We start from the raw sequence: 345 nt of genomic DNA, 5'->3' as shown, positions 1-345 counted from the left end.
ACTAAAGTTAATAGTTTAACTTCAATTCAAATTAATGGTCAAACAAATATCAATATATACGGTGTCTCAGAGTCTCTTTACGAAGAATTAAATCAATTCAAATCCCAATATACTAAAGAAGGAAATTTACTTTCTGTTAATGATGAGAGAGGTTCAAAAATAATTCCTAAAATTGAAAATGAAGTTGATAAGAATGAGGCATTGAAGCAATTAAAAATAATAATTCTAAATAAAGAAGTTTTTTTAGAAGAAGTTCAACATAATACATATTTGGTGTATTTAACTGAAGATAAAAGAGTAAGTATAAATGAATTCTTGTTAACCAATGGATATGTTGTAACATCA

At 24.9% G+C, this 345-nt stretch carries 1 protein-coding gene; it reads left to right on the top strand.

Translation table 11 applies throughout. The annotated features are described in order from the left end of the window. A partial coding sequence (locus tag MR079_RS28575; RefSeq protein WP_242295100.1) for a hypothetical protein occupies nucleotides 1-345 on the top strand: 345 nt, incomplete at both ends.

The sequence above is a fragment of the Bacillus cereus group sp. BfR-BA-01381 genome (assembly GCF_022663555.1).
Lineage (GTDB): Bacteria > Bacillota > Bacilli > Bacillales > Bacillaceae_G > Bacillus_A > Bacillus_A pacificus.
This window is presented reverse-complemented; position numbering and strand designations above follow the sequence as displayed.